Source organism: Paenibacillus sp. FSL R7-0333 (genome assembly GCF_038000365.1).
Taxonomy (GTDB): domain Bacteria; phylum Bacillota; class Bacilli; order Paenibacillales; family Paenibacillaceae; genus Paenibacillus_AQ; species Paenibacillus_AQ silagei.
Genome location: NZ_JBBOBZ010000001.1, coordinates 6,308,089 through 6,328,449 on the forward strand (window position 1 = coordinate 6,308,089; position 20,361 = coordinate 6,328,449).

General features: G+C 55.8%; 11 protein-coding genes. 2 read left to right on the forward strand and 9 right to left on the reverse strand.

Annotation, left to right across the window (positions count from 1 at the left end; all coding sequences use genetic code 11):
* Positions 1-65 precede the first annotated feature (65 nt).
* The 4 genes from MKY86_RS26775 to xylA all read right to left on the reverse strand — a co-directional run bounded on the left by MKY86_RS26775 (position 66) and on the right by xylA (position 7,604).
* A complete protein-coding gene (locus tag MKY86_RS26775) occupies positions 66-1,856 on the reverse strand; it encodes a histidine kinase (protein ID WP_083685354.1) in 1,791 nt (596 codons plus the stop codon).
* A gap of 350 nt (positions 1,857-2,206) precedes the next feature.
* The gene (locus MKY86_RS26780) at positions 2,207-3,760 is read right to left on the reverse strand and encodes a response regulator transcription factor (protein ID WP_076080397.1); all 1,554 of its coding nucleotides are present in this window, start codon (positions 3,758-3,760) and stop codon (positions 2,207-2,209) included.
* 221 nt (positions 3,761-3,981) lie between these two features.
* Positions 3,982-5,478, reverse strand: coding sequence for a xylulokinase (gene xylB, locus MKY86_RS26785; protein ID WP_076080394.1), 1,497 nt, complete (start codon positions 5,476-5,478; stop codon positions 3,982-3,984).
* 806 nt (positions 5,479-6,284) lie between these two features.
* Entirely contained in the window at positions 6,285-7,604 is a 1,320-nt protein-coding gene (gene xylA / locus MKY86_RS26790) for a xylose isomerase (RefSeq protein ID WP_076080392.1), read from the reverse strand.
* 366 nt (positions 7,605-7,970) lie between these two features.
* Here xylA and MKY86_RS26795 point away from each other — a divergent pair, with 366 nt between their 5' ends.
* Positions 7,971-9,131, forward strand: coding sequence for an ROK family transcriptional regulator (locus tag MKY86_RS26795; RefSeq protein ID WP_076080390.1), 1,161 nt, complete (start codon positions 7,971-7,973; stop codon positions 9,129-9,131).
* Between the two features lie 142 nt (positions 9,132-9,273).
* Positions 9,274-9,468, forward strand: a complete 195-nt coding sequence (locus MKY86_RS26800; protein WP_076080388.1) for a hypothetical protein — start codon at positions 9,274-9,276, stop codon at positions 9,466-9,468.
* A 173-nt stretch (positions 9,469-9,641) separates the two neighbouring features.
* Here the strand turns inward: MKY86_RS26800 and MKY86_RS26805 are convergent, their stop codons facing one another.
* The 5 genes from MKY86_RS26805 to MKY86_RS26825 form a co-directional block, all read right to left on the reverse strand.
* Complete coding sequence (locus MKY86_RS26805) at positions 9,642-9,878, reverse strand: glutaredoxin family protein (protein ID WP_036694922.1); 237 nt, start codon at positions 9,876-9,878, stop codon at positions 9,642-9,644.
* An 83-nt stretch (positions 9,879-9,961) separates the two neighbouring features.
* Positions 9,962-10,903, reverse strand: a complete 942-nt coding sequence (gene trxB, locus MKY86_RS26810; RefSeq protein ID WP_036730365.1) for a thioredoxin-disulfide reductase — start codon at positions 10,901-10,903, stop codon at positions 9,962-9,964.
* A 162-nt stretch (positions 10,904-11,065) separates the two neighbouring features.
* Entirely contained in the window at positions 11,066-13,033 is a 1,968-nt protein-coding gene (locus tag MKY86_RS26815; protein WP_076080385.1) for a heavy metal translocating P-type ATPase, read from the reverse strand.
* Between the two features lie 417 nt (positions 13,034-13,450).
* The gene (locus tag MKY86_RS26820; protein WP_076080383.1) at positions 13,451-15,982 is read right to left on the reverse strand and encodes a GH36-type glycosyl hydrolase domain-containing protein; all 2,532 of its coding nucleotides are present in this window, start codon (positions 15,980-15,982) and stop codon (positions 13,451-13,453) included.
* Positions 15,979-20,361, reverse strand: coding sequence for a glycoside hydrolase family 2 (locus MKY86_RS26825; RefSeq protein ID WP_076080381.1), 4,383 nt, complete (start codon positions 20,359-20,361; stop codon positions 15,979-15,981). The genes MKY86_RS26820 and MKY86_RS26825 overlap by 4 nt, the downstream gene beginning before the upstream one ends.

Sequence of the window (20,361 nt, forward strand, 5' to 3'; positions counted from 1 at the left end):
AGAATACCCAACAGATTTCACGTAAAAACCTATAGAAATTAGACATTCTCCCCGACTGAATCCCCTTAAGCCTTCAAACCACTGTCCTTAGGGATTGAAAATGTAATCCGGGTCCCCTCTCCCTCCCGGCTTGAGATGCTCAGCCCATGCTCTGCTCCGTAATACAGAGTCAGTCTCTGCTGCACATTGCGCAGCCCGATCCGGCCCTGCTCCTCTTCCTCCGCCTTGGTGATGACCTCCATAATCGCAGCCAACCGGTCTTCCGTCATGCCGATCCCGTCATCCATTACAATGACCTGAATCTCCTGATTCTCCGTGAGAGTGACGGCGACGCTGACATGCACCGTCCCTTCCTTGTTCTCCAGACCGTGAACGACGGAATTCTCCACCAGCGGCTGGATAATCAGCGGCGGAATCATCACCTCAGCGGCGGCGGGATCGAAGGCAATCTCATACTCCAGCCTGTCCTCGTACCGGAACTTCTGAATCTCCAGATAGGAGCGGATCATCTCGACCTCTTCCTTGATCGGCGCTCTCTCCCGGCCTACTTCCAGGTTCTTGCGCATCAGCTTGCCCAGCAGTCTGACGATATTCGCAATTTCCTTCTCGCCCTTAAGATGGGCATTCATGCGGATCGATTCCAGTGCGTTGAACAGAAAATGCGGATGAATCTGGCTGGCCATCATCTTCAGCTTAATCTCCCGCTGCGCGATCTCCAGCGTACTATTCTTCTCATTACTCTCTATCACCTGGGTAATCAGCTGGTTGATGCTGGCTACCATGTAGTTGAACTGGCGCGACAGCTGACCGATCTCGTCTGTTCCGTCAATATGGGAGACGATGTTCAGGTTCCCGAGGGCCACTTGATTGAGCTGGCGGCTCAGCCGCAGCAGCCGGTTGCTCGTCAGCAGCGAGATGGTGTATACCAGTACAAGCGCAACCAGCAGCACCCCGATTACGATAAACAGGCCCAGCTGACTCACCTTATTAGCATCGCTAAGAATGCTTTTAGTCTCAAATACCGAGATAATCTTCAGCCTGCTGACACTCAGCTCAGGGATCATCTCATCGATCATGACGTAGGAATCCTTATCCTTCACCTGGGTCATGAACACACCTTTGGATTGCGACTGCACATTTATCCCTATGTCAAAAGCATCCACCGTGCTGCCTACCAGCTGCGGATTTTTGGCGGATACAATATAGCCCTGCTCATCGATAATGATGGTCTCGAACGGCTCCTGGTGCAGCATCTGGTTCAGCTCATCCTGATTCACCTGCACCATCAGAATTCCTGACTTGCTGTATTCAGGGTAGGGAACCTGGCGGATCAGACTCAGCTTGTTGATGGTCCCTTTGGGGCTGTTGATATAAGGGTCCTTGTCGTGGATATACATCCAGTAGATCTGATTGTTCCGCATAGCCTGTGTATACCAGTTTCTCGTACGGATCTCCGGCGTTACCGGCGCGATGGACATATCGTCCACCAGTGTGGGATTATCGATGAAAAAGCGGATATTGGAGATCTCCCGGTACCGCAGCACATATTCCTTGAGGTCGGTATAATTCAGGTATGCCTTGGTCAACTCCAGGATACTCGGATAATGCGTATTGACCAGCCGCTCCAGATCCTCATCGAAATAGAGCAGATTCGAAATGTCTGTAGGGACACGCAGCTTGCTGTACAACTGGCTTTTGATCTTTTCCACGTTGTTGGTGGCCTGATCAATCGCTCTGTTCAAGGCTCCCTCCCGAAAATAATTCGTCAGAATCACCCCTGCAATCAGCACGGGAATCATCACCACTATGATATAAAAGAAGATCAGCTTGTATTTCAGCTTCATATTATTGACCATCCGCACCAGCTTCTTGATATCAATCTCCCCCTCTCTATACAAACAGGCTGCTCCCGGATCTTCTGCAAGAAGGGGAACAGCCTGTATATCATAAGCCTCATACCTGATTCTCTGCAAGCTTGACGCTGGTCTAAATAAGGCCCACTAAAAGATTTGAACTCTAAGCTTGGTCGTCACTGCGGTGAACATTTGGACTTCCGGCCGCTGTTGTCTCCAGATGTGGTTAATTATATTGCTTGCAGCAGATAACATCCGGAGACAAAGGCGGTCGCTAACGCTCCTACAGTTCCAAATTTCCCCTCCGCTTCTTTTTGCTTTTCGTTAAGTGCTTTAGCGCTTCTTAGATAAGACTAGTTCTCCTTGCGGTATGCGCTTGGGGAGACGCCGACATATTTACGGAATTTGGCATTGAAATAATCGGAATTCATGTATCCCACCTGCTCCGCCACCTCATAGACCTTCATACCCTGGGTCAGCAGCTGCTTGGCCTTCTCGATCCGCACCTTATCCAGATAGGTGTTGAAGTGCTCACCCACCTGGTTCTTGAACATTTTACCCAAGTAGGCGCTATTGTAATTAAAAATCTCGGCAAGTGTGCCCAGCTTCAAATTCTCCTTATACCGGCGCTGGATCAAATCCGTAATCCGCTTAATCTCATCGCCGCGTCCGCTTCCGCTGCCCGTCAGCCTGGAGAGCTGCTCCATATAGCCCGACACCAGCCGCTCTGCATCATGCAGGTACCTGCTGCTGTAGACCTCGCCCATCGGCGAGGCTTGTCCGGCAATCAGCGGGCGCAGCTCAGGACTCGCTGCCTCCAGCCGGGCAATCGTGCTGCTGACAATCCGTAGCAGCTGGTCCTTGACATAGGTCTCGTCCCGCTGGGTATGCACGAGCTGGCGGATAATCTGCAGCGTAAGCTCTCTGGCTACCTCGCTACTGCCAGCCTCTACTGCCAACAGCAGCTGCACCTCGATATCACGCTCGGGGTCCAGCTCCTCCTCCGGTTCAACCGCGCCTTGTGCAGGCTCCTCCCAGGGGTCCGGCATTCCGCAGAGCAGTGTATTCTTCTGCCCGAAGAAGGCATCCTCCAGCCGGGCGCGCGCAGCCCCGAAGGACTCTCCGGCCTCCTCCGGCCGGCCGGCTGCTCCGCCCGCTGCGGCCACGAACTCCAGCCCCTCCTTCGAGATCAGGTGGTGCAGCTCCTGCCAGAGCGCCGCCCGGGCGCGTTCATCCCGGAGCGGCTCCTTCAGCAGAATTCCCATGTATGGGGGGAGGGTGAAGAAGAAGCCGTGCCCCTCCTGCTCCTGCCAATGGCGCTCCATCAGCCGCTTCACCGCATCCTCACGGGCATCCTCGCCCTTGTTAAGCCCTTTCAATTCCAGCAGCACCACTTCGCAGCCGCTGTCCGTGAGGCCCAGTTCAGCCGCGGCTTCCCCGCCTTCCTTCGAATTCGACTGCAGCAACTCCCGTACCAACACCTCGGTGGTTCTTGCCGGCTCCAGCGCCTGCCATTCGTTGATCCGCTCTTCCAGGCTGATCTTCTCCCGCAGCTCCTGCAGATAGCTGATCAGCTCCTCCTCATCCACCGGCTTGAGTAAATATCCGTCAATATGATAGGAGATGGCCTGCTTCGCATATTCAAAATCGGCATAGCCGCTCAGAATCAGCACATGGCAGCCCGGACTTTCCTTGCGCAGCTCAGCGATCAATTCCAGTCCGGTCATTCCCGGCATACGGATATCCGCCATCACAAGTCCAGGTTGCAGCTCACGGAATTTGTCCAGCGCTTCATAACCGTTAGCCGCTGTCGCCACCACGGTATACCCCTCTTCCTCCCAGGGAATCAAGGTGCGCATCCCTTCCCTCAGCTTGGGCTCATCATCCACAATCAGTACTTTGATCAATTGGGTGCCTCCCTTCATGCCGTACTCGAGCTTACGAGCCGGAATTTATCATACTAAATAAGGAACACTTAAAATTGTACTTGAAGCAGTGTCGTTACTGCGGTGAACATTTGGACTTCCGGCCGCTGTTGTCACCAGATAGTCTTCTTATATAGATCTTATACCCTAAAGAAAATAAGCTGCCACCCTATACAGGATGGCAGTCATTCCATGCAGATATTCTATTTGCGGTAAGAGGCCAGCTTCTCATTCAGCTCGCGGGTCTGTCCGTATACATCCTGGTACAAAGCGAAAATACCGTCATATAGCGCCGCCTGCTCTGCATTAGGAGTATAGGTCTCGGCCGGGCGGATGAAGGCTTCCGCACATTCACCCAGGGACTCGAACCAGCCTGCGCCATAGGCTGCCAGCATAGCTGCGCCCATAGCCGGACCCTGCTCGCTCTCCAGCTTGATGATCGTAGCGCCGAAGATATCAGCCTGCATCTGCAGCCAGGCTTCATTCTTCGCACCGCCGCCGATCGCCACGACCTCGGTAATCTCTTTGCCGGATTCACGCACAATCTCAATCGATTCACGCAGCGAGAACGTGATGCCTTCCAGCACAGCCCGGGTAAAGTGGGACAGGGTATGTCCGGAATCCATACCGATGAAGCTGCCGCGGATGCTCGCATCCGGGTGCGGTGTACGTTCCCCGCTGATGTAAGGGGTGAACAAGAGACCGCTGCTTCCAGCCGGGATTTCGTTCACTCCCCGCAGTAATTCGTCGAAGCTCTTGTCTGCTGCAAAGGTCTCCTTGAACCAGGTCAGGCTGTGTCCTGCTGCCAAGGTAACACCCATAATATAGAAGGCATCCTTCTCACTGTGGTTGAAGAAATGCACTTTGCCTTCGAGGTTAAGATCCTTGTTGCTCTCGTAGGACAATACCACACCGGAAGTGCCGATGCTGCACATCGTCCGGCCTTCACCCAGAATGCCGGCACCCAGTGCGCCGCAAGCATTGTCTGCCCCGCCGGCGAACACCTTGGTGGTAGGAAGCAGGCCGGAGGCTTCGGCCACCGCCGGAAGCAGGGTTCCGGTCTGCTCGAAGGATTCCACGAGTCTCGGGCAGAGAGAGACCGGCAGATCGAACGCTCCGGCAATCTCCGCACTCCACTGCTTCGCGCCTACGTCGAGCAGCAGAGTTCCGGCTGCGTCGGAGTAGTCCATGGCGTAGTCACCTGTCAGGTGGTAACGCACATAATCCTTCGGCAGCAGGAATAATTCAGCCTTCGCGAGCACCTCTGGCTCATGCTCCTGAACCCACAGAATCTTCGGAAGCGTGAAGCCTTCAAGCGCGCGGTTGCGGGCGATATCAATCAGCTTGCTGCCAAGCTTCTTCTCAATCTTACGGCATTCCGCAGTCGTACGCGTATCATTCCATAGAATGGCGGGACGCAGCGCCTTGCCTTCACTGTCAACAAGCACAAGCCCGTGCATCTGGCCGGAGAAGCTGATGCCGTCGATCTGTGCAGGCTCTGCACCCGATACTTCCATCAGACGCTTCAGGCTGGCGATGGTTCCCTTCACCCAATCCTCCGGATTCTGCTCACTCCAGTTCGGCTGAGGTCTGCTGAGCGGATACGCTTCAGAATGCTCGAAAGCCACCTTGCCCTGAGGATCTACCAGTACAGTCTTTACCGCACTGGTTCCAAGATCGACACCAATTACATATTTCATAGTTATCCTCCTAAAAGTTTTGCGGGGTTCCGCATCCTGTATTCACTTCGAGCAAAACCCGCTTCGTAAGCATCAGCCGTTCCAACGGTTTCAATCCACTGAAGATGCGGCCGCGATTGTATTTCCTGCAATAGATTCTCTTTAAGTCGGCCGAAAATCGTAGGCAATTGTACTTTGTACACTAGAATTCCTTGAAAAGGCTGTTTTGTACAGTATCCTCAAATATCTGTTGTACGGAATACAGCAGAATGCTATTTTCCAGCCAAATTAGAGCATTCTACTGCACAAAATACACTCACACAGTCCTAGTAGAGCATCAGAGCTAAACAAGTGAATTTATTCAATAAATAAGGTAATGTATGAAGATGCGTTTGAACCGAACCAATCGGTGATAGTTGTATTCTGTACATCTAAATAGAGTGAAAAGAAAGGTTCTCCTCTTCTAAATGTACTTTGTACAACTAAATCTGCCCGAATAGGCGAAAACCCGGGTACGGAGGCAGTTTAATTGTATGAATTACAACTAAACGGATATTCGGCGGTACATAAGATGATTTAGTTGTATAAAATGCATTTAAGTCTATCAATTGTACCTTAATCGGGTCATGGCAAACCCCAAGGATGCGATAGGTCGATTTTTTTTACCATTTTAAATCTATTGTCCTACTTTGCAGGAAACTCCACCATTCCGCCACTCAAGTATTCAAGTATTAAAAAGGGGCTGCCGAAGAATGCTCTCTTCAGCAACCCCCGTTGCGTGTATGCTCTAATGAATCTGCGGGCAATCCCGCAAATCCGGCAGCGTCTTACTCAGCAGTCAGGATGTACTGGTTAAGTGTAGCTCTCAGCAGTTCCTGACGTCCGGATTTGTTCGGACGCGGGCTCTCGTTGTTCAGCGCGTAGTCAGCCAGCGAAGCCAGTGTCGCTTTGCCGGATACGATGTCAGCGCCAACGCCTTCGTTGAAGCTGCTGTAACGCTCAGCGATGAAGTTCTCGAATACGCCGTCTTCCAGCAGCTTAGCAGCTACCTTCAGGCCCTTAGCGTATACGTCCATACCGGAGATGTGTGCCAGGAACAGATCCTCAGGCTCGAAGGAAGGACGGCGTACTTTGGAGTCAAAGTTGATTCCGCCTTTGCCCAGACCATCATTCTTCAGTACTTCATAGAGAGTCAGTGTAGCATCGTAGATGCTTGCAGGGAATTCATCTGTATCCCAGCCGAGCAATGGATCGCCCTGGTTCGCATCCAGTGATCCCAGCATACCGTTGATACGGGCTACGTGCAGCTCGTGCTCGAAGGTGTGGCCAGCCAGTGTAGCATGGTTCGCTTCAAGGTTCAGCTTGAAGTGCTTATCCAGGTTGTACTTCTGCAGGAATGCGATGCAAGTTGCTGCATCGAAGTCATATTGGTGCTTGGTAGGCTCTTTCGGCTTAGGCTCAATCAGGAACTGGCCGTCGAAGCCGATTTCCTTCGCATAATCTACAGCCATGCTGAACAGGCGGGCAATGTTGTCCTGCTCCAGCTGCATATTGGTGTTCAGCAGTGTCTCATAACCTTCACGGCCGCCCCAGAATACATAGTTGTCAGCGCCCAGACGTTTACCCACTTCCAGACCTTTCTTCACTTGTGCAGCAGCGTGTGCGAATACGTCAGCGTTGCAGGTGGAGCCTGCACCGTGCATGTAGCGCGGGTTGGTGAACATGTTGGCAGTGTTCCACAGCAGTTTTTTGCCGGAAGCCTTCATGCCTTGTTCAAGGATGTCTACGATCGTATCGATGTTGCTGTAGAATTCACGCAGGGACGCGCCTTCAGGAGCGATGTCCACATCATGGAAGCAGTAGTACTGCAGGTCCATCTTCTCCATGAATTCGAATGCTGCTTCTGCACGGGCCTTAGCCTTGTCCAGTGTGCTCAGTTTGTCCCAAGCGCGGACTGCAGTTTCAGCGCCGAACGGGTCGGAACCGCCAGCTGTTAATGTATGCCAGTAAGCCATTGCAAATTTCAGGTGTTCTTCCATTGTTTTGCCGGCTACGATTTCTTTCGGATTGTAGAATTTGAATGCATAAGGGTTGGTGGAACGGCTTCCCTCGTAAGAGACCTTGCTCACTGTTTCAAAATAAGCCATTTGTAAAATCCTCCTCGATATTTTGCTTCGCCCGCAAGCGTTTACAGCATCATCTTAACACATCTCTTTGACTTTGTATATTGGTTAAACAAAGTTTTTTTATTTTTATTTTTCCCGCTGTTTCGCGTGTCTACCGGAGCTTATATTCACCTTTATAAGTTCCAGTTATTTAAAAATATGTAACGTTCGGACCGTCCAGCTCCAACGGATATAGTTGCATTTTTACGCTCTTCATTCTAGACTAGGGGGCATACCCGCGCAGCGGAGAGCGTCTTCACAGCTACCCTCTTCCCGCCTGCGCAAGGGCCCCGTAATCTGTCGGTTCTATTCTGATAAATTCTTATATTGTAAAAGGAAGTGTGCTGCTTGAAAGTTACCGGTGATCAGGCGCTGGTCAAAAAAATAAACAAATCGATTATTTTACATACCATCCGTATGCATTCCCCCATCTCGCGGGCCAAGGTGTCCGAGGTGACAGGATTGAATAAAGCTACCGTCTCCAATCTGGTAGCCGAGCTATGCGGGCAGCAGCTCGTAACCGAGGCTGGACCCGGAGAATCCAGCGGCGGGCGTAAGCCGCTGATGCTGCATTTTAACGAAATGGCTGGTAGTGTGATCGGGATCGAGCTGCGCGTGAAACAGCTTAAGGCTGTACTCTGCAATCTGGGGGGCGGCATTCTTCATGAACGGGACAGTGTGCTGGAGAACCACGATTTCCCTTATGTGCTCGGGCAGATGCAGCAGATGATCTCGGAGCTGATCGCTACGGCTCCGCCTTCTCCTTACGGACTCGTCGGCATTGGTGTCGGCGTCCCAGGAATGGTCGATGAGCACGGCGTTGTCCTGTTCGCGCCCAACCTGGGCTGGGAGATGGTAGACCTGCGTTCGATTCTGGAAAGCGCCTTCGCGGTGCCAGTCACCATTGATAATGAGGCCAACGCAGGGGCTCAGGGTGAACTGAACTTCGGGGCGGCCCGCGATGTGCGCCATCTGCTGTATATCAGCGCAGGCTCGGGGATCGGGTCGGGGATTATTATCGGCGGAGAGTTGTACAAGGGCGCGCGCGGCTATGCGGGTGAGACCGGACATATGACGATTGAAGCGGAAGGCAAGCCTTGCAGCTGCGGCAGCCGGGGCTGCTGGGAGCTATACGCCTCCGAGAAAACCTATGATAACCCCGGCCTCGCCCTCCCGGCCCGCACAACGACCGGACTGGTCAAGTATGCGCTTGAGGGGCAGCCCGATACGCTAAGCCATTTCAACTCCATTGGCGAGTATCTGGGGATCGGAGTGACCAATCTGATCAACAGCTTCAACCCAGAGCTGATCGTGATCGGCGGTGCTCTATCGGAGGCGGAGCCGTGGCTCGGCGAGCCGCTGCGCCGGGTGGTAGCTGAGCGTACCCTCCCCTACCACAAACAGCAGCTCGAAATCACCTTCTCCAGGCTGGGAAGCCGGGGAACCATGATTGGAGCGGGTTTTTCAGCGGTGATGCATTTTCTGGGCAACATCCGCGTCACTCTATAGACTCTTAAACTCTTATATTTCTTAAAATCGCCGCATTTTTTTCTGCATTTCCTGCTCTAAAAGGAGTGGCTATCCTATATAATAAGGATACTTGTGTGACATTTGTCACCACACCCTTTTTTCTGAAATGGAGAGAGAATCCATGACTTATGTTGATACGTCTGATATTTCGGCGAAGATGTTCATCGCGGTGCTGCTGCTGCTGCTCATCATTGCTCCGCTCGTCAGCCTCGGTGTCCTGCGTCTGTTCCAGTCGCGGAAGAAATCGGGATTCCTCCTTATCGTCAGCGGCATTGCCGTCTATGCTGTCTTTCAGATGTTCATGTCTCTTACCTGAGGCCTGCAAGCAGACAGTAATAACGTAAGCAAGTGGAGAAGCAGCATTTAAGATTGTTCATATTCGCTGAAGCAGGCAAACGGGCAGATTTAAATGTTGTTTTTCCTCCGCAAGCACGCAAAAAGCCGCCTCCCACCGGGAAGCGGCTCTATTTATTTCAGGACTACCGGCTATTATTCTGTTGCAGCCAAAGCCTTGTCGAACTTGGTCTTGTTCATACCGACGATCTTCATATCCCCGATCACCGTAATCGGCACAGCTCTCATGCCCATATCCCACACCTGCTGGGCATACTCTTCATTCTGCTCGATGTTGCGTTCTTCGTACGCTACCCCTTTATCGCTCAGGAAGCTTTTCACCTGACGGCAATGCGGGCAATTCGTCGATGTGTACACAATGACATTCTCCATAGTATGATTTCCTCCTCGTATCTAAGTATTAGACTCTGAGATCTATTGTAGCACCCGAATCTCTGCTTTTCCAAATGCCGGGCTTACATAATTACCGCGCTATGCTCCAGGCTCTCGATATATTTCTCGGCGTCCATAGCTGCCATACAGCCGCTGCCCGCAGCCGTAATGGCCTGTCTGTAACGGGTATCCTGCACGTCGCCGCAGGCGAATACGCCGGGAATGTTCGTCTCGGAGGTGCCGGGATTCGATACGATATAACCGTTCGCATCCGTAGTGATCTGTCCGCCCAGGAATGCCGTATTCGGATGATGGCCAACCGCCACGAATACCCCGCTGGCTTCAATGAACTCTTCTTCGCCAGTCTCGTTGTTGATCACCTTCAGGCCGGTTACACCCTTGTCTTCGGCAATCACTTCAACAGGGGTACGGTTCAGTCCCCAGGTCACTTTGGCGTTATCGCGGACACGGTCCTGCATAATCTTCGAGGCCCGCAGCTCTTCGCGGCGGTGCACCAGGGTTACCTTGGATGCAAAACGTGTCAGGAAGCCCGCTTCTTCAAGCGCGGAATCGCCGCCGCCGACCACCACGATCTCTTTGCCGCGGAAGAAAAATCCGTCACAGGTAGCACAAGTGCTGACCCCGCGGCCAATATTATCCTGTTCCCCGGGAATTCCGAGATACTTGGCTGTGGCACCCGTGGAGATAATCAGCGTATCCGTAATCAGTGTACCCATGCCTTCCACGTTAAGCTTGAACGGACGGTCGCCCAGCTCCACGCTGTTCACCCAGCCGGTCACGAACTGTGCTCCGAATCGCTCAGCCTGCTTGCGCATATTATCCATCAGATCGGGACCCAGAATGCCCTCCGGGAATCCCGGGAAGTTCTCGATCTCCGTTGTAGTTGTAAGCTGTCCGCCTGGCTGCGGACCTTCGATAACGAGCGGGTTCAGGTTCGCACGGGCCAAATATATAGCAGCTGTCAATCCGGCCGGTCCAGTACCGACAATAATTGATTTGTACATGATGATATCCCCCTTGAGATGGACGGAAAAGACGCCATTCCTTATTTAAAATAATTATAATCTAGTATTTATTATGATCACCTCAAGGGGAGTTGTCAATATGCCAGACCCGTTGTAAACGCTCCTTTTTGTGAACAATTCAATTTTAAGCAATCTAAAGTGTTATCGCAAAAGACGCAGGCCGTTAAGGATGACGAGAATCGTACTTCCCTCATGCCCGACCACCCCGAACGGCAGCGCAATCCCCTGCACAAAGTTGCTGATCATCAAGGCGGCAATGACCGTTACGGCAAAAATCATATTCTGCTTCACAATCCGCTGCGTCCGGCGCGCCAGGGCAATCGTCCCGGCAATCTCCTCAATGTTGTCATTCATCAGCACCACATCAGCAATCTCTAGGGCAGCCCCGCTGCCCTTCATCCCCATGCCCATGCCAACTGTTGCGGTTGCGAGCGCAGGTGCATCATTCACCCCGTCGCCTACCATGATGACATGACCGTATTGCTCCCGCAGCGCCTTGATGTGTGATACCTTATCTTCCGGCAAAAGCCCGGCGAACACGAGATCGACGCCGCTCTCACCCGCAATGACCCGGGCTGTAGCCTCGCGGTCACCGGTCAGCATCGCTACCTTGATCCCTAGATCATGCAGCTTGCGCACGGCAGCCGCCGCCTGGGGGCGCACAGTGTCCTGCAGGGCAATCATTCCGGCGATCGTCTCTCCGGCAAGGATCAGCGATACCGTTTTGCCTTCCTGTTCCAGCCTGCTGCGCAGAGCCTTCCAATGGTCCGTATCCGCCCCGGCAGCCGCCCCTTCCGCTTCATCCAGCAGATTCGACTTGCCGATCCGCCACAGCTGGCCGTCTATGACGCCTTCAATTCCCCAGCCGGTGACCGACTGGCTCTCTTCAATATCCCGCAGTCCGATCTGTTCCGCTTCCGCCAGCGCGACAATGGCCTCTGCCAGCGGATGCCCCGACAGCTTCTCAATAGAGGCGCTCACGGCCAGCAGCTCTTCCCGCACATAGCCTTCTCCGGCGATGAAGTCCGTGACCTGCGGGATGCCTTCCGTCAGGGTACCCGTTTTGTCAAAAGCAACGACCGAGGTCCGCGCCATATTCTCCAGATGTACCCCGCCTTTGAACAGGATGCCTTTGCGGGCGCTCTTGGAGATGGCCGACAGCATGGCGGGCATGATGGAGGATACCAGCGCACACGGGGAAGCAACGACCAGGAACACCATTGCCTTGTAGAACGTATTGCTCCAGCTCCAGTCCAGCACAAATGGCGGCAAGGTGATCAGCAGGACCGTGGCAGCCACGACAACTCGGGCATATACGGATTCAAGCCGTTTGATAAAACGCTGCGAATCCGGCACTTCGTTCTCTGCCTCTTCCACCATGCGGATGATTTTGGCGAACAGCGTATTCTCGGCAGTCTTCGTCACTTCTATATAAAGAGGGCCTTCTCCATTAACAGTACCGGCGAATACTTCACTGCCGGCAGTTTTGTCTACGGGAAGCGATTCTCCCGTGATGGAGGCCTGATTCACAGACGACTCCCCCCGGCATACCTTGCCGTCAGCAGGAACCAGCTCACCCGGACGGATCAGCAGCAGATCTCCCAGCATGAGCTGATCAATAGCTACCTCACTCATCGCGCCCTGCTCAATACGGACCGCTGTGGCAGGCTTGAGGGCCAGCAAGGCGGAGATGTCCTTCTTGCTGCGCTCCATGGTGTAGCTCTCCAGCGCCCCGCTCAGGGCGAAGATGAAGATCAGCATTGCCCCTTCATTCCAGTACCCGATGGAGGCGGCACCCAGCGCAGCGGCAATCATCAGCAGGTTGACATCAAGGTCACGCTCTTTGACCAGCGTCTCCACGCCTTCCTTCGCCTTCATCCAGCCGCCAAGGGTGTAAGAGATCACATAGAGAATTACGGATAAGACCTCCGACCAGCCGCTGACGGCCCAGGCTATAAGCATAATCAGCCCGCTCCCCAGAGCGGCCTGCATTTCGGAGTTGCTGATCATCGCCAGCGGATCGAAGCGGCGCGGTCCCGGAGTGCGGGGCTGCTGCGCCCCTCCTTGACGCGCTATGGATTTGGGCATTGATTTCGAGGTTGCTTGCATGAACAATCACCTTCCTGAATGGTTTTGGTTAAGCGCACACTTGAGAATGAGAGCCATTATTAACACCCTTAAAATGACACATGCTGCCCCGGCATCGCCGGGACAGCATGTTGAATGGGTATGGTAGTTGAGGATAATGACTGAGAGATAAATGAGAATGATAATCATTGTTGCAATAGAGCAACTATATTTCCTTCGTGCAACTTATAACTATACTATACCACGCCAGGCGTAAAAGTAAACCCTGGGGCAAGCCTGATTTTTGGGAAAGAGGGGGTTGCATCAACCGGCTGTCGTTGAACACTAACAAAAAGTCCCGCCGGGGCGCTGCTAAAGCCGTTAGCGGGACACTTTTTATACACTGCTTATATACTCTGAATCTAACTTAGACACTCTGGCTATACAGAAAGCATACGGCTACAGTATGACCTCCACTTTCACTGATTGTTTGTGCGTATACGCGGGAATGACTGTTCCTTCGAGCCGCTCGCCGTCCACCCGGATTTCTTGGACGCCTGAGCAGACATGGCTGTTGTTCTTCACGGTAATCTCATACTCGCAGCCACGGAACCGCCGGGTGACCGAGAAGCCCTCCCAGGAAGACGGGATGCACGGGTTAATGGACAGTCCGGCCAGCACCGGCTTGATGCCCATAATGTACTGTGTAGCAGCTACATACATCCACGCAGCCGTCCCGGTCAGCCAGGATACATTCGCCAGACCGAAGCGGTCGGACTCCGGGCCGAACAGGTTCGAGGCATAGACATACGGTTCTGCTTTGTAGCGCCAGATTCCGGCTTGCTCCATGGCGACGTTCGGGATGAGCTGGCGGTAATATTTGTACGCCTGGTCTCCTCTGCCCAGCATGCACTCCGCAATAATGGCCCAGGTATTGGCGTGGCAGAAGACGGCCCCGTTCTCTCCGGTTCCTTTGTTATAGTTGGTTAACGGATCGGCGGGATCGGGGAAGGTGGTGATGGACGGATGCAGTTTTTTGATGCCCAGCTCTGTGTCGAGAATGTCGCGCACACTGTCCATCGCCTTCAGCCCCTTGTCAGGCTCAGCAATCCCGGACAGAGTCGCCCAGGTCTGGGCATTAAGCCAGATCTGAGCCTCCTCATGCTCAGCGGTACCCAGATACCGCCCGTCATCCATCACCGCCCGCCGGAACCATTGCCCGTCCCAGCCCAGCGTGTTCACGAGCGACTTTTGCTCCCCGTAGAGCCGGTCATAGTCCTCCGCATGCTCCAGGGAACCGTAGGCCGCCGCCAAATCCTTCATCCGCAGCAGCACCGTCCCAAACTGCATCGCTGTCCAGGTGCTCTCCCCTCTGCCCTCACGGCATACGTGGAAGAGCTGATCATTCCAGTCCGAGCGCAGCATCAGCGGGAACCCGTTCGGCCCCAGATTGGAGACGGTGAAGTCCACCGCCCGCTTCAAATGATCATAGAGCGGCGCTTCACCGCCGTCATAGAACGGAATATTTTCATGGAGGAATGCCGCGTCTCCGGTCTCGGCAAGAATGTCCCATACGGCCAGCGCCGTCCACAGGTGATCATCCGAATGGATGCTGGTCACCGGGTCCCAGCCCTCATTCGGGAAAAAGTAATGATTCACATGCCCGTCCTGATACTGCTGCCCCAGGAGCAGGCGGACTTTATCCTTGGCTGCTTCGGGATCGTACGGTACGACTGCCAGAATATCCTGAGCGGTATCCCGGTAGCCTACGCCCCGGAAGGTGCCGGTGGCATAGTACGAAATATTGCGCGAGAAAAGGAAATTCCGCTGCGACTGGTACGGATTCCAGGTGTTGAGCATACGCTGCGCATCCTGATCCGGCAGCTCACAGCTCCAGGCCCCGAGGTAATGCTCCCAGTTCTCCTGAAGCGCCGCATAGGAACGGGTGACGAAATCCGCCTCCCGCGAATGGCCGATGGCCCGTTCAATCTCGGCTTCGTTCATGGCTGTCCCGAGAAAAAAGTTCACGGTGCGGGTCTCGCCGGGGGCAAGCCTTACCCGGACCTGAAGTGCGCCGCAGGGGTCGCCTCCCAGAATCGTTGATCCAGTGCAGCCCCCCTGCTCAATAGCGGCCGGATTGGATTCACTGCGGTAGCTGCCGATGAATTCTTCACGGTCTCCGTCATACCCGGCAAGCGGTGCATCGGACATCATATAGACGAGCGGAGTTTCGTCCGGCTTGGGCTGATTTTCCACCCCGTATTTGTAGATCAGCGCTTCCTTGTCATGGTACTGCACCGACACCTGATGCTTGTTATAGCATTGCCATTGCAGCTCGCGCATGAACTCCATCATCCCAAACTCGGCGTAGGCATACACGTTCAGCTCCTTGACCTCGCTGCTATTATTCGTCAGCGTCAGATTCCAGATCAGGGAATTCTCATAGGGCCCGACAAAATAAACCGTCTTCGCCGCCAGCTCATCCGCCTGCGCTTCAAAGCGGGTATAGCCCATGCCATGGCTGCTCCGCCACTCCTGCGGCTTCCGGAAGGCCGGCTCATACGTGGGACACCAGTAGCTCCCTGTTCCGGCATCCTGCAAATAAATATACGGGCCGGAGCGGTCGGTGGGCAGATGGAAGAAACGGTAGCGGGTAATCCGCCAGATCTGCGGAGACTTATAGAATGATAGTCCGCCGCCCGCATGGGACAGCATGGTATGGAAGGTGCCGTTGGATAAATAGTTCAGCCAGGGGGTCGGCATATCATGCCGCTTGAACTCCACCTCCCTCGCCTCATCGTTGAAGGCGAAATACTGGTCCAGCTCATTTGTACGCGCAGGTAGACTGACCCCATAAGGCGTTTCTACAGCCTTGTTACTCTGTGCGCGGCCGGAAGGGCCTGCGGGTGGTGTGGATGATGCAGATGCTGCGGATGGTACCGGTTCATTGGCGTTCATATTGGTATGCTCCTCTCCTTTGATCTTGCTCATTTGGGCTCCACCTCATCCATCGTCAGGCGGAACTCCAGATCATTCATATATGTGCCGTCTGTATGCAGGAACACCATGCCGAAGGCAATATCCTCCTGCGCTCCCCGGACGATGGCGATCAGGCGGTTGACCCCGCTGGCCAGCGTAATCTCCTGTTCAGGCTCCGGCACCAGCCTGCCGTTCATATAGATGTCAAAAGCGCAGGCCGAGTTCACCCGGAGTCTGCCGGTTCTTGCGCCGTCCCTGCTCACACTGTCTGAGGCTGCTTCCGCCGTCTCCGGCAGATGCACGAAGCAGCTCAGGAACAGGGGCCGGCCCTCCGGTGCGGGGATGAGGAAGGTTCCATCCGGGCGCCGTTCTTTTTTCTTCATCCAGCCGTATAGGCCTTCCCCCAGATTGTTCAGGGAGAACTCGGGATCTGTATAGTAGTCCTTCATCGCCTCGTAGTCGGTATGCGGCGGACAGAACAGTGTCATTACGGCCTCCACCGCCCACTGCGCATCTCCCTTGTCATGAAGCAGCAGCTCATCGGCGAAAGAGGCTCCGAGATTGCCGAGCAGGCGCGTATAGAGCCTGAGACTCTTGTCGCTATCCGGGTCGGCGAGCAGCTGCGAGCAGAGGATCTCTCCCGCTCCGGCCGCCTGCCGGATCACAAAAGCTCCTGGGGCAGCCGCCTTCCTGCGGTTCAGCTCGACCAGCGCCAGCCTGCTGTATTCCGCCGTATGCTGCCCGGCGAAATAGTCCTTCCAGGCTGTGCCTTCGACGCTAGTGCACAGCACCTCCGCATCTGGTACCTCCAGCCTGTACCCGGCCAGCTCCCGGTTGACGACATCCCGGGGCGAGAGATGCACCTTGTCGAAGCCGAACAGGTCGACGGGGCTGATGCCCTGGACGGCGGCATGCGCATAGTCCGCCGCCAGATGATACGTCCCGTGCGGCACGATGCGCACGGGAGCGTCCAGCAGGCGGGCGAGTGCCTCCTGCCCGCCGGGCTCGGCCGGCAGCACCAGCACGCTGCCGCCGGCCAGGGCCGCCTGGCGCACGGCTTCCGCCGCGCCCGGCGTGCCCAGCAGTGCGGCCTCCACGACGAGGAGGCCGGGGGTTAGGCCGGACAAGCCTGCGGCGCTGTCCAGGCTCTGGCCCTTCAGGCGGAGCTTGCCGAGCAAGGCTGCCGCCGGACTGTCGCTGCGGACCCAGAACGCAGCGGATTGTGCCGCGGCTGGCGCAGGCGCGGATACGGTAGCCGGCGCGGCGTGCCGGGCTGCGGCGCTAGCCTTGACGGCGGCGGCAGCGATAGCCCCGGCGGCGGTAGCCGGTGCGGTAGCCGCCGCAGCGGCGGAGGGCCCGGATATGGCGGCAGATGCCGGTGCTGCCGCGCGGCCCGCATACTGCAGCAGGCTGCGCAGCAGCAGCTGCGCCTGGGGAACCCGCTGGAGATGATCCATGATCTCCAGCTGATTCGCCAGGAACATGCCTGCTCCGCTGCGGTATTCGAGCAGCGGCGACCACAGATCGCCGCCGTCTCCGAAGTCCCCTGCGCTGCATTCCAGCAGCAGGGTGAAGTCGCCGGTCACCGGCTTCTCGAACGCCGCCCGGATGATCGGCAGCGGCCCGTCCTCGCGCAGCTCCTCATGCCAGTACATCAGATCTTCCGGGCCTAATCCCCGGAGCACCGGATGCCCGTATTCCCCGCTATGTGCGCGGATGAATTCCCGGCGGGTGAGCGGCAGCCTGCCGCAAGAGAGATGAAGCTGCTCCAGCAGCAGCAGCCGGCCGCCCCGCTGCACCAATCCTCTCAGCCTCCGGTCAAGCGACCCATCCTTATCCTCCATTTTGCTGCCGACAATCAGCAGGCTTCCGGCCGCAAGCTTATCTACCGCTTCCGGCTCTGCCCGGACCAGAGCGGGCACCAGCGCGTGAATCGCCTGGAAGTCCCGGTCAGAGCCGATGTATGCTGCGGGCAAGGCGATCTCTACCGGCTCGGTCCGGCAACTCCCGGACAGCAGGCGGTAGCTTACATTAAACTCATGCATCAGCTCTCCGGCATGGAACAGCCGTGCGGACAGAGTGGCTTCTCCTTCACCTAGTGGTGCTCCTACTGGTGCTCCTACTCCGGCCCCCTCTCCTCCTTTTGCCCCTTTTCCTACTCCTGCCCCATCTTGTACTGATGTCCCATCTCCTGCTGCTACCCTATCTCCTACTGCTACCCCAGCTCCTTCGCCATGGACAGCCTCCGGCATCCACTCCAGCCGGATGCTCCGGCGCTGAGCAGGCTCATGACGGAAGCGGAAGGTCTCGCTGTGTACGCTGCGCCCGCCCTGCATGACTTCACATTCGACCGTTACTTCCTGGGCTGACAGCGTATCGTTATAGACATCGAAGCTGCGGGAGACCGGCGCATCGTCGAAGAAGCAGCGGTTGTATTCGGCGGCAATCAGCGTGACCGGCTTGAAGGCCGCAGCCATAATAGCAAAAGCCGGATTAGGCCTGTAGACCGGATATTCCTCCGGCAGCAGCCCGTTGTTCAGCGAAAGCGAGTAGGCCGGAATCACGGCAGGCTTGGGACCGGGTGTGGTCAGATCAGCCTGCGGCAGCTTCAGCTCATGCTCCGGCATCGCCCGCATAAAGTAATGGACAAAGTTAAAGGTAGAGATGCCTGAGACGCCCTGCCGCCGTGCATATTCCACGAACAGCCGCTCCTTCTCAGCCAAGCCGACAGCACTGGCATCTGAGTCACGGTAGGCGTCCAGCCCTGTATACATGCTGCTGTTCTGCGGACAGATATACCACCAGCCGCCATGCTCGCCGAAGGTGAGCGGAACCTGCCGGTCCCACTGCGCGATGGTGCCGTCAATATTGTAATGACGGCTCTCCACCTCGGTCTGCTGCCTGGAGACCAGGCGGTTGTCCCCTTCCACCATGACCGGGCGGGTGGCATCCAGCGCCTTCATCAGCCCGATCAGGCCGGGGATATGCTGCTTGTAGTGATCCCGTCCGTCCACCCAGCGCATCTCGTTCTGCACGCTCCACAGAATGACCGAAGGGTGATTCTTGTCCCGCTGCACCAGCCGCTGCACATGCGCACGGCAATTGTCTATGAAGTCGGGATGGGCGGCATCCATGCTTTTGCTGGAGCCGTAGATAGCCGTCTCATCGACAATCAGCATCCCCTCCTCATCGGCAATCCGCAGATAATCGGAAGGATACGGCTGCGCATGCAGCCGGATGCTGTTAATGCCCGCCTGCCGGCACATCCGGTACCAGCCCCGGATATAGTCCTCTGTCTGCTGGGCCGCCCCCTGAAAATGCCAGGAGTCCCCCCGCAGATTAACGGGGATCCCATTTAGCATAAACTGCGGCCCCTCGCACCAAAACTCCCGGAAGCCAAAGGTCTCGCTCCGGCGGTCCAGAACCACATCGCCCGATTGAAGCACAAGCTCCAGCTCATACAGGACAGGAGAATCCGGGCTCCAGAGCATAGCCTCCTGCCAGGGCAGGCTGAATACCGCTCCGCCCCACACCCGGCTGCCGGTAGTGCAGCATAATTGCCGCCCTTCCGCAGCAAGCGCAGGAAGAAGCGATACTGCGGCTTCCACTTCAAGTACGGGCAGCGGCCGGGCGGCCGCCAGCGGCTGCAACCGGTGCGGCGGCTCTGTCCGTGCGGCCGGAACGCCGGACGTTCGCTCCCTGACCTGCAAAAGCACCCGCAGTCCTTCGGATGAGGGACCGTCTTCTGTGCCGCTTATCAGGGCATCCACTTCCAGCCTTCCGTGCCGGACAGAGGTGCGGATCGTAAGATCCTCCAGCGATACCGGCGGACAGGCCTCCAGGAAGACATCCTGCCAGATGCCCCGGGCGATTCTGCCGAACCAGGAGCCGGAGAGTCCGGTGATTTTGGTCTCCCCGGAAGGAAGCACAGCCGTGTCGAAGCTGCCGCAGACCACGTGCAGCTGCTGCTCCCGGCCGGGCTTCACCAGCGCGGTGATATCCAGCCGCAAGGGCAGGAAGCCGTCCTCCCAGAGCGCAATCCGCTCGCGGTCCAGATAGATTGCCGCTTTTTGCAGAATGCCATCGAACCGAAGTACGACCCGCTGCTCCAGCATTGTCTCCGGCACCTGAAAGCTGCGGTGAAGCACCCCGGCTTCGGCTGCATTCCATTCCTCCGGGTAGCTGTACACATCGAAGGGCTGAAAATTATGGTCGGCGACTTCGCCGAATTTGCTGCCCGAAGGCGCAGTATAGCTGTAGCGCCAGCTTGAGGGAACCTGTATTTTGCGGGCCTCGTATTGCAATCTCTCCGGAAGGGCACGAGTGCGCGGCTGGTCATAGAGCGGCATGAAATCCCACTCGCCATTGAGACATATGGATGTACGTAACAT

Bases quoted from the DNA above. Each gene is read 5' to 3' on its own strand.
- MKY86_RS26775 (WP_083685354.1), bottom strand. From the start codon at position 1,856: ATGGTCAATAATATGAAGCTGAAATACAAGCTGATCTTCTTTTATATC.
- xylB (WP_076080394.1), bottom strand. From the start codon at position 5,478: ATGAAATATGTAATTGGTGTCGATCTTGGAACCAGTGCGGTAAAGACT.
- xylA (WP_076080392.1), bottom strand. From the start codon at position 7,604: ATGGCTTATTTTGAAACAGTGAGCAAGGTCTCTTACGAGGGAAGCCGT.
- MKY86_RS26800 (WP_076080388.1), top strand. From the start codon at position 9,274: ATGACTTATGTTGATACGTCTGATATTTCGGCGAAGATGTTCATCGCG.
- MKY86_RS26805 (WP_036694922.1), bottom strand. From the start codon at position 9,878: ATGGAGAATGTCATTGTGTACACATCGACGAATTGCCCGCATTGCCGT.
- trxB (WP_036730365.1), bottom strand. From the start codon at position 10,903: ATGTACAAATCAATTATTGTCGGTACTGGACCGGCCGGATTGACAGCT.
- MKY86_RS26815 (WP_076080385.1), bottom strand. From the start codon at position 13,033: ATGCAAGCAACCTCGAAATCAATGCCCAAATCCATAGCGCGTCAAGGA.
- MKY86_RS26820 (WP_076080383.1), bottom strand. From the start codon at position 15,982: ATGAGCAAGATCAAAGGAGAGGAGCATACCAATATGAACGCCAATGAA.
- MKY86_RS26825 (WP_076080381.1), bottom strand. From the start codon at position 20,361: ATGTTACGTACATCCATATGTCTCAATGGCGAGTGGGATTTCATGCCG.